The following is a 9,345-nucleotide window of genomic DNA, read 5'->3' as shown; positions in this document are numbered from 1 at the left end:
GTCCGGCAGCGGCCCAACCGTTTTCGGCCTCTTCCGGGACCGGGAAAGCGCCGAAAAGGCACGTAGCGTCATGACCCGTGAAACCGGCTGGTTCACAGCCGTTGCCGAGACCATCCGATAATTTTTTCCCCTGATTGTTGGGGCGTCGCCAAGCGGTAAGGCACCGGATTTTGATTCCGGCATTCCCAGGTTCGAATCCTGGCGCCCCAGCCAACCCCGGCCGTATCGCGGCCGCGGTGCGCTGCTTCATGTGGCTCGTGGGAACTGCGACCCTGCTACGCTAGAGCAACAGACCTTCAGACGAGATCATTGATCGTCTTTCCTCCCCCGCAGTGACAAGCTCTCTCGCTGCACCGCTGGCAAAAACGCGGGGGAGGTGGCGCCACTTCGGCGACGGAGGGGGGGCCAATCCGGCGCCGAAGTATTCCCCCTCCGGTCCGACGTCGCTAGCGCTACGCCGGCCCACCTCCCCCGCTACGTCACCATGACCACACTCAGGTGCCCGTTCACCGCGGGGGAGGAAAGACTGATCTCACTTGAACCCACGCCGCTCTAAGTCGGGACTTCGACGGTATTTCGCGCTGTCAGTTCAAGCATCCGATGCGTGCGACCGTTCTGACGACGGCGTCGCGCCTCGATTCCGGAATTCCGGGATGAAACTGACTTAGGCACCGACATTGTCGGATGGCGGCACTTAGCTTATCAGCTATCATCACACTATGACGCAGTTGGTCTACCTCAAGCCGAGCGAGCACGTCCCCTTCAAGGATGGGGATGAGGACAAGCCTTGGCTTGTCGTCGAGCCGTTCGACAAAGATGGGAAATTCTACGGGACTGGGTGAAGTCATAAGCCGTCAGGCGAGTGGGTCGGTTATGCTTCCCTCGCAGAAAATGATGTTAGCCTGGAGAAGCCGCTCGCTGCTGCGCTAGCCTGGGCGCAGAAATACTCTGTCCCTGTAATTCACGTCCGAACTGAACCAGAACTCCTCGATGAATAGGCTCGCAGTCGCGACCCCATTCATTCTGCCCACGCCCTCACCCCATCGCGGTTTCGTCCACCCCATTCAGCCGCGCGGCATCGCGCGCCGGCGGCAGGCCGAACAGGCGGGCGTATTCGCGGCTGAACTGCGACGGGCTTTCGTAGCCGACGGCGAAGGCGGTGCGGGCGGCGTCGCGGCTGGCGAGGATCAGGCGGCGGGCCTCCTGCAGGCGCAGGTTTTTCTGGAATTGCAGCGGGCTCATCGCGGTCGCCGCCTTGAAGTGGCGATGGAAAGTGGCCGCACTCATGCCGGCGAGCGCCGCCAGGGTTTCGATCCGGATCGGCTCGTGGAAATGCTCCTTGATCCAGGCGATGGCGCGGCGGATGTGGTTGAGCGAGCTGCCCGTCCGCACGATCTGGCGCAGTGCCGCCCCTTGCGGGCCTTGCAGCAGGCGATAGAGGATTTCGCGTTCGGCGAGCGGCGCCAGCACGGCGATGTCGGCGGGCCGCTCCAGCAGCTTCAACAGCCGCACCCAGGCTTCGCACAAATCGGCGCTCACCGGGCTGACGGCGAAGGCCGGGGCCTGCGGTTCGCTGCCGGCCGGCACGTCGGGCAACAGCGCGGCGAGCTTCTCGGGGTCGAGCCCGAAGGCGAGGCAGATGTACGGCCGCGTCGCGCTCGCTTCCACCACCCGGCCGGAGGCGGGCAGGTCGAGCGAGGCGATGAAATACTCGCCTTCGCGATAGGAGAGCACCGTGCCGCCGATGATCGCTTCCTTGGCGCCTTGCAGCACCAGACACACCATCGGGCGATAAAGTCCGACCTGCGGCGGCGTCGGCGCGGGCGAGACGATGATGGTCAGGTTGGGAACGGCGGTATCGGTGCGCCAGCCGCTGGCGTGGCGAAGCGCGATCTCGCGCAAAGGGCTAAGGTCTGGCATCCCATCAAGATCGTCCAGCGGCGGCCGATCCGCAAGTCCCTGATAGGATCAGGCAAGAAATCGCGCCGATCGGGTGCCGGAAATCACTCCCTCCCAGCCATTTAGGCAAGGAGCGGCCCTACGGCGGCCTTCAAGGAAAGGAATGATCATGACCAACAATTTTGGCGCGAAATCGACCACCGACGAGGTGCTGGACGGCCTCGATCTCAGCGGCAAGCGCATTCTGGTGACCGGCGTGTCGGCCGGGCTCGGCGTCGAGACGGCGCGGGCGCTGAAGGCCCATGGCGCCCATGTCGTCGGCGCGGCGCGCGATCTCGCCAAGGCCGAGCGGGCGACGGCGGCTGTCCGGGCGGAAAAGAACGGCGGTTTCGAGCTGATTGAACTCAACCTCGCGTCCCTGAAAAGCGTGCGCACCGCGGCCGATGCGCTGGTCAAGAAGGGCGATAAGTTCGATCTGGTGATTGCCAATGCCGGCGTCATGGCGAGCCCGAAAAGCGTCACCGCCGACGGCTTCGAGCTGCAGTTCGGCACCAATCACCTCGGCCATTTCGTCTTCGTCAATCGCATCGTGTCGCTGTTCAAACCGGGCTCGCGGCTGGTCAATCTCGCCTCGTCGGGCCATCGCTTTTCCGACGTGAACCTGGAAGACCCGAACTTCGAGGTGACCGATTACGATCCGTGGGTCGCTTACGGCCGCTCCAAGACCGCCAATATCCTGTTCGCGGTGGAGTTCGACCGGCGCCATAAGACCGCGATCCGCGCCGCGGCGGTGCATCCGGGCGGCATCCAGACCGAGCTGGGGCGGCATTTGCCCGACGGCGAGCTGGAACGGCTGCTGGCCAACATCAACAAGAACCGCCCCGCCAACGATCCGTTCGAGTTCAAGACCATCCCGCAGGGCGCCGCGACTTCGGTATGGGCGGGCGTGCGCGCCCCGGCCGAGCTGGTGGGCGGGCTCTATTGCGAGGATTGCCACGTCGCCGAGCCGCAAGAGGGCCCCGGCATCATGGGCGGGGTGCGCGCCTATGCCCTCGACGCAACCCGCGCCAAGGCGCTGTGGGCCAAAAGCGAGGCGCTGGTCGGCGAGCGCTTCTGACGATTCGGGCCGGGCGGCGTAATGGCTTGTCCGGCCCGCGATTTTCGCCACGAACGCCGATTTGGCGCGCCCCGCGGCAGGGTGCGGTAATTCGCGGGGGTCGAGTGCTTGCCGGGTCGGAATTGCCCCGCTATAACGCCGCCCCTCGCCCGTCTCAGGGCGAATGGCCGGAGAGTAGCTCAGCCTGGTAGAGCACCACGTTCGGGACGTGGGGGCCGGAGGTTCGAATCCTCTCTCTCCGACCAATCTTCCCTCGCTGAGGAGGGAAGCCGTCCGCGCGGGCCGAATTCACAATTTCCGATTGGCGGTCCTCTTTAAACTCGTTTTAAACCTTGTGCCTGACGATGGCGTCGTCGTCCGCCGGAAGCTCAGTCATGGCCGCCACTTCGCAAGCCCGTCAGGAAAACGTGATCAACCTCGCCGAGGCGCGTGCCGAGCGTGGGGTGCCGGTTTCGCTCGACATGGACTGGACCCGTCTCCATGCCGAGGAAGAAGAGCCGTGGGCGCTGGGCAAGACCGTCTGGTTCGCGCTGGCGATCTCCACCGCGCTCTGGGCGGTGATTGCCGGCCTCGTCTGGCTGGTCTGACCACCAAAGACAGACTCGCGCCGATCGGCTAAACCTCCCCGGGTAAAGCAGGGGGGGCAACATGGCCTACGCCAAACAGTTGCTGCGTCCGTCGCTGGTATTGGGCGCGCTGTGTTTTGTGATCCATCTCGTCGCCAACGGCCGCTACGGCTTTGGCCGCGACGAGCTTTATTTCATCGTCTGCGGCCGGCACCTTGATTGGGGCTATGTCGATCAGCCACCGCTCATTCCGCTGCTGGCGGCGGCGTCCTATCAACTGTTCGGCGAGCTGCTGACCGGCTTTCGTCTGGTGCCGGCGATCGCCATGGCGGCGACGGTGGCGTTGACGGCCGAATTCGCGCGGGCGATCGGCGGCAGCCGTTTTGCGCAAGGGCTCGCCGGGCTTTGTGTCCTGGCTGCGCCGCATTTTCTCGCCATCGGGCTGTTGTTCACCACCGACACGTTCCAGGCCCTGGGTTGGCTGTGCTGCTTTTGGTGCGTCGTCCGCATCGAACAGACCCGGGATGAACGCTGGTGGCTGGTCTTGGGTGCGATCGCGGGCGTGACGCTGCAGGGCAAGTACATGATCGGGTTTTTCCTGGTGGCGCTTGCCGTCGGCCTCGTCATGACGCCGTTGCGCCGTTCGCTCGCCAAACCGTGGGTCTACGGTGGAGTGGCGATCGCTGCCGCCATCATTCTGCCGAACCTGCTTTGGCAGTGGTCCCATCACTGGCCGTTTTGGGAACTCGGTGAAGCCGCCAAACACGGCAAGAACGTCGCGCTGTCGCCGTGGAGCTATATCGGCCAGCAGATTCTGATCATGGGTCCGCTCGCGGCGGTGGTTTGGATGTCGGGACTTTGGGCAGCGGCGGTAAAGCCGAAATTTGCGGCGTTGCGGGCATTGCCGATCTGCTATGTGCTGCTGGTCGCGCTGTTCGTCGCCAATCACGGCAAGCCGTATTATCTGTCCTCGATCTATCTGATCCTTTTTGCTGTCGGTTCGGTGGCGATCGAGGGTTGGGTCCGCAATGTGCCGGCCCGTACTGCATTGACTGCGTCTATCGCGGTGTTGGGCCTTGTCAGTGCGCCGCTGGCCATTCCGGTGTTCACCGAGGAGGGTACCATCCGCTATGCCAGTGCCCTGGGCATGGGACCATCCACGACCGCGACCGAAACGTCGGCGCAGGCGCGCCTGCCGCAGCATTTCGCCGACATGCACGGCTGGCCCCAAGTGGCAGCCAAGGTCGCCGCCGCTTATCGGACGCTGGTGCCTGCCGAGCGCCGTCATGCGGCGTTCTACGGCAGCAACTACGGCAGAGCGGCGGCAATCGATGTCTTCGGCGCGCAATACGGCCTGCCACCCGCTATCGGCAGTCACAACAACTATTGGCTCTGGGGGCCGCGGCAAGCCGACGGCAGCGTGATCATCGAGATCGGCGGTACGCGCGAGGACCATTTGAAGGACTTTGCATCGGTCGAGCTGGCCGGCGAACTCGACGATCCCTACGCCATGCCCTACGAAACGAATCAGCCGATCTGGATCGAGCGCGGATTGAAGAAGCCGCTGGCACAGGCGTGGCCGCGGATCAGGCACTACGACTAGGCTAGAGCGGCGGACTTTGATGTGAGATCGCCACCAACCCAACACTGTCATCGCCCGCGACTGCGGGCGATCCAGGTCAAATCTGTCGCGATCTTAGGGGCTGTGCCAGATGACACCTGGGTGGCCCGCAGTCGCGGGCCATGACACCGAGGGGCGTGGGACGATCAAGGGATTCCGGCCGAACGTCCGATGCTCTAGCGCTGAGCCGAAGAAAATAACGCAAACAAAAGGCCCCGGCGGATCGCTCCATCGGGGCCTTTTTCAATACGCTGCGAGGATCAGAGCAGGGTGAAATTGTAGGTCAGGTTGGCCTTCACCGTGTCGCGGGTCGCGTTGTTGGTGGTAGCCCAGTTCAAGGCCGGCAGGCCCTTTTGGATATCGTTGCCGACATAGCGGACATCGAGCGTGAAGCTCTTGTAGGTCGCCGTCAGGCCGATATCCCAGTGCGTGTAATCGTTGGGAATGCCTTGCACCCACTGATGGCCGACGGTGGCGCTGGCACTGAGCCAGTCGGTGATGGCATAAGAAGCGGTGCCGGCGCCGTACCAGCCATCGCCGAGGCCGAGACTCCATTCCGGCGAATAGGCCCCCATTGCCGTCAGCGTGAGCTTGCCGAAGGTGTGGGTGAGGTAGGTCTGGAATTCGAAATAGCTCGCCTTCGGGCCGCCGTACGCATTGAAGTCGGGATAGCTGTAGTAATACGCCTCGACATTAAGATCGGTACCGTCGAGATCGAAGTGCTTGCCGCCGTAGATGTCGACTTCGACGTTTGGATTGTGTCCGCCCCAGTCGACTTGCGCGACCCAGGTGCCGGCATAGAAGCCCATCGGGCCAGTCCAGTTCAGCGAGCCTTCCGGCGTGACGGCGGTGTTGTTCTGGCTGATACCGCGATAGCGATAGTCGCTTTCGACAGCGAGATAGCCGGCGATGCTGCCATACGCAGGCGCGTCATCGGCCAGCGCCGGCACGGCCACGGAGGCCAGCATCGCTGCGGCAAAGGTGAGTTTCAAGCCAGTGGATTTCATGGATCAGCCCTCGAATGCTTCAAGCCCCAACGCGCTGTGCGTCAGTGCTGTCTACATGTCGGTGACGGGCCGCTGTTACGCAATATCGAAAACCTCACGTTTACGGCAGGAAAATCGCGAATCAGGCGGGATTCAGGGGTTCGTTGTTGCAATGCAACACCGTTTGAGCACCATCTATGCAGTGTGCTGCCCAATTAATCGGCACCCATACGTTGGTAAGTTAGTCTAACGGAAGCTCGTCGGACCCACGGTCAGATGCAATCCGCCGTCGGCCAGAAGCGTCTCGCCGGTAACGTGGCGCGACATCGGGCCGGCGAAAAAGGCGACGATATCGGCGATATCTTCGGGCTCGGCGACGCGATCGAGCGGGACGGTCTTGCGATGATCGTCGGCCAGCTTGGCGGCCGTTTCGGCCCCGAACGAACGCACAAACCACGACGAGGCGACGAAGCCGGGCAGAATCGCGTTGACGCGCACATGCGGGGCGAGCGCGCGCGCCAGCGACCGCGTCATGGTGTTGAGCGCGCCTTTGGAGGCGGCGTAAGCGATCGAAGACCCGATGCCGAGCAGGCCGGCGATCGAGGAGATATTGACGACGGCGCCGTGGCCGCTCGCCTTCAGCGGTCCGATCACCGCGCGCACCATCTGGAAGGCGCCGATGACGTTGACGCCGTAGAGCCGCTGAAAATCGTTTTCGCTCAAGGCCTCGAGATCGGAATGGGCGGCGAATTTGGTGGTGCCGGCGTTGTTGACGAGAATGTCGACGGTGCCGAACGCGGCCTGGGTGGCGGCGGCGATACGGCGGCAATCGGCGTCGCGGGCGACATCGCCTTGCACCACAATGGCACGCCCGCCGGCAGCTTCCACAGCGGCGGCGGTGGCGTTGGCCTCGGCTTCGCTTTGCGAAAAATTCACCACGATATTGGCACCATCGCGTCCGAGCCGCAGTGCCACGGCAGCGCCGATGCCGGTTGCGGAACCTGTGACAATCGCGGTCTTGCCTTTGAAGTCTCTCTCGTCCATGACCATTCTCGGGTTTCACCTTGCCGAAGTTGTGCCTTAAATGCACCTTAGAGCGCTTCCCCGAAAAGTGGGTACCGGTTTTCGGGTGGGAAGCACTGAAATTTTATCACCGGCCGCCGGTATTGTGAGCCGATGACGCTGCAAGGAGCGACCATCAACGCCCGACCGTCCGTTTTTGCCAGGGCCAGGATGCGTCTGACACGCCGGACGCGCCGCCATGCCTATGCGCAATCGGTGCTGCGCATCGTGCTGGTGCGTCATGGCCGGCCGGCGATTTCCACACAGCAGCGCACCAGCCATTACGGTTTCCGCGATTATATCGATGCCTACGAGGCCGCCGGGCTCGATCCGTCCAGCGCGCCGCCGGAGGAATTGCAGGACCTCGCCAAGGGCCTGTCGGCGGTGTTCGTGTCGCAGCGGCCGCGCTCGCAGGAAAGCGCCAAGGCGATCGCTCCGCACGCCGAATTGATCGCCGATACCCTGTTCGAGGAAGCGCCGCTGGCTAGCCCGAAGATTCCGCTGATCAAGCTCGGCGTTCCGGCCTGGGCGGTGATGAGCCGGATTCTGTGGCATGCCGGCTATCACCCTGAGATCGAAAATTACCGCCGTGCCAAGCAGCGCGCCGCCGCCGCCGCCGATATCCTGATGTTCAAGGCGCAGGAAGACGGCACCTCGGCCCTGGTCGCGCACGGCTATTTCAACGCCATGATCGGCCGCGAACTGGCCCGCCGCGGCTTCAAGAAGACCGGCGCCCACCGCGTCCGCTTCTGGAACGCGGTGGTGTACGAGCTCGGGTAATTCCCCAATCGTCCCCCAGTGCTCGCGCAGGATTCAGGTTTCGGCGCGCGCGCGACGATTCCCAAAAACAAAGGCCCCGCCGGTGAGGGCAGGGCCTTTTTATGCCGATCAGCTCGGTTCAGTGCTTGTCGGTGATCTTGGCCGAATAGCCGACTTCGAAGCTGGCGGCGTCTTTCGGCGCGTGCTGGGTGACCGGCGCTTCCGGTTCGGCCGCAGCACCGGCGTTCAGCTTCTTCATGATCAGCGGGATCAGCGACGAAAGCCCGGCGCCGAGATCGCCGCCGCCGAGCGTTACCGCAAGATTTTCCGGCATGAAGCGCTGGGCCCCGGCCGCCAGCGCCTTGACGACGTTGACGATCGCGGTCTGGTCCTTGCCGATCGCCGCCTGCTGGGCTTCGAGACCCTTGGCCACCGCCAAGCCTTCGGCTTCGGTCTTCACTGCCGAGGCGCGGCCGACCTTTTCGAGCCGATAGCTTTCGCCGTCGGCTTCGTTCTGCACGCCCTGCGCCTTGTTCTTGGCGATGTCGATGCCGATCGCCGAGCGCGCCAGTTCCGATTGCATGTCGGCCTTGCCGCGGGCCTGTTCGAGTTCGAGGCGCTGGCCTTGCGCCTTTTCCTCGGCCTTATAGGTCTCCTGCTGCTGATTGGCGATTTCGCGCGCCGTCAGCACGTCGACCAGCGCCTGTGGGAACACCACGTCCTGGATGTACACGCCGCGGGTTTCGATGCGGTATTCCTTGAGCTTCTGGGTGATGTGCTCCTGCGCCTGCATCTGCACTTCCTGGCGCTTCTCGATGAAGTCGATGGCCGGCATCGACTGCAGCTTATCGCGGAAGTGGTTGCCGACCGCCGCCTGCAACACCTCGGTGACGAGGTTCAGCATGGTGCCGACGATGGAAATCACTTTCGGCGCTTCGGTGTCCGGGACATGGATCTGCACCTGCAGGTCGATGTCGAACATGAAGCCTTCCTTCGACTTCGCGGTGATCTGCTTCAACGATTTGTCGAGCTCGTGCGCGGTGGAGGTCGCTTCGGCCCAGTTGAGGGTCAGGATGAAGGTCGGCACGATTTCGGCCGAATAGCAGCGCGGGTTGATGGCGTATTTGCCGGTGCGCAACGGCTCCTGCCAGATGCCGCGATGGCCGGGGCGGACCAGGCTGCCGAACTTGAAATCGGCGCCCGAGGTGTCTTCGGTGGCAAGGCCGACATAGGCCTTCAGCACCGCGACTTCGCCCTGGTTGACCACCAGCATCGGCACGATTTCGACCGACACCAGGAAGGGATTGAGATTGTACGCACCATACATCAACGGAT

The 9,345-nt window shown here is 63.5% G+C and carries 8 protein-coding genes, 2 tRNA genes and 1 pseudogene; 7 read left to right on the top strand and 4 right to left on the bottom strand.

What is annotated here, in order from left to right; translation table 11 throughout:
- A pseudogene (locus AC1P6P_RS19710) lies at window positions 1-121 on the top strand (4-(cytidine 5'-diphospho)-2-C-methyl-D-erythritol kinase); the annotation flags it as partial.
- A 17-nt stretch (window positions 122-138) separates the two neighbouring features.
- A tRNA-Gln gene (locus AC1P6P_RS19705) sits at window positions 139-213 on the top strand.
- Window positions 214-1,035: 822 nt separating this feature from the next.
- On the opposite strand, the gene AC1P6P_RS19700 is transcribed toward AC1P6P_RS19705, so the two are convergent.
- Window positions 1,036-1,920 (bottom strand): AraC family transcriptional regulator, encoded by an 885-nt coding sequence (locus AC1P6P_RS19700; RefSeq protein ID WP_481404152.1) that lies wholly within the window; start codon window positions 1,918-1,920, stop codon window positions 1,036-1,038.
- 148 nt (window positions 1,921-2,068) lie between these two features.
- On the opposite strand from AC1P6P_RS19700, the gene AC1P6P_RS19695 reads away from it, so the two are divergent.
- The 4 genes from AC1P6P_RS19695 (at window position 2,069) to AC1P6P_RS19680 (ending at window position 5,185) form a co-directional block, all read left to right on the top strand.
- Complete coding sequence (locus AC1P6P_RS19695; RefSeq protein ID WP_481404151.1) at window positions 2,069-3,016, top strand: SDR family NAD(P)-dependent oxidoreductase; 948 nt, start codon at window positions 2,069-2,071, stop codon at window positions 3,014-3,016.
- Window positions 3,017-3,184: 168 nt separating this feature from the next.
- Window positions 3,185-3,261: transfer RNA gene (locus AC1P6P_RS19690), tRNA-Pro, on the top strand.
- Between the two features lie 129 nt (window positions 3,262-3,390).
- Window positions 3,391-3,603, top strand: a complete 213-nt coding sequence (locus AC1P6P_RS19685) for a hypothetical protein (RefSeq protein WP_481404150.1) — start codon at window positions 3,391-3,393, stop codon at window positions 3,601-3,603.
- A gap of 61 nt (window positions 3,604-3,664) precedes the next feature.
- The gene (locus tag AC1P6P_RS19680) at window positions 3,665-5,185 is read left to right on the top strand and encodes an ArnT family glycosyltransferase (protein ID WP_481404149.1); all 1,521 of its coding nucleotides are present in this window, start codon (window positions 3,665-3,667) and stop codon (window positions 5,183-5,185) included.
- 278 nt (window positions 5,186-5,463) lie between these two features.
- Here AC1P6P_RS19680 and AC1P6P_RS19675 read toward each other — a convergent pair whose 3' ends face one another.
- Both AC1P6P_RS19675 and AC1P6P_RS19670 read right to left on the bottom strand, forming a co-directional pair.
- Window positions 5,464-6,210 (bottom strand): TorF family putative porin, encoded by a 747-nt coding sequence (locus AC1P6P_RS19675; RefSeq protein ID WP_481404148.1) that lies wholly within the window; start codon window positions 6,208-6,210, stop codon window positions 5,464-5,466.
- A gap of 225 nt (window positions 6,211-6,435) precedes the next feature.
- Window positions 6,436-7,233 carry an SDR family NAD(P)-dependent oxidoreductase gene (locus AC1P6P_RS19670; RefSeq protein WP_481404147.1) on the bottom strand — a complete coding sequence of 266 codons (798 nt, stop codon included), beginning with the start codon at window positions 7,231-7,233 and terminating at the stop codon, window positions 6,436-6,438.
- A gap of 189 nt (window positions 7,234-7,422) precedes the next feature.
- Here AC1P6P_RS19670 and AC1P6P_RS19665 point away from each other — a divergent pair, with 189 nt between their 5' ends.
- On the top strand, window positions 7,423-8,031 hold the full coding sequence (locus tag AC1P6P_RS19665; RefSeq protein WP_481404146.1) for a histidine phosphatase family protein: 609 nt from the start codon (window positions 7,423-7,425) through the stop codon (window positions 8,029-8,031).
- Window positions 8,032-8,149: 118 nt separating this feature from the next.
- Here AC1P6P_RS19665 and AC1P6P_RS19660 read toward each other — a convergent pair.
- Window positions 8,150-9,345: SPFH domain-containing protein (locus AC1P6P_RS19660; RefSeq protein WP_481404145.1), on the bottom strand; the 1,196-nt coding region annotated here is incomplete at its 5' end.

The sequence above is a fragment of the Rhizomicrobium sp. genome (assembly GCF_056722145.1).
Note: the sequence above shows the minus strand (reverse complement) of the source record. Positions and strands in the feature narration are given on the sequence as shown.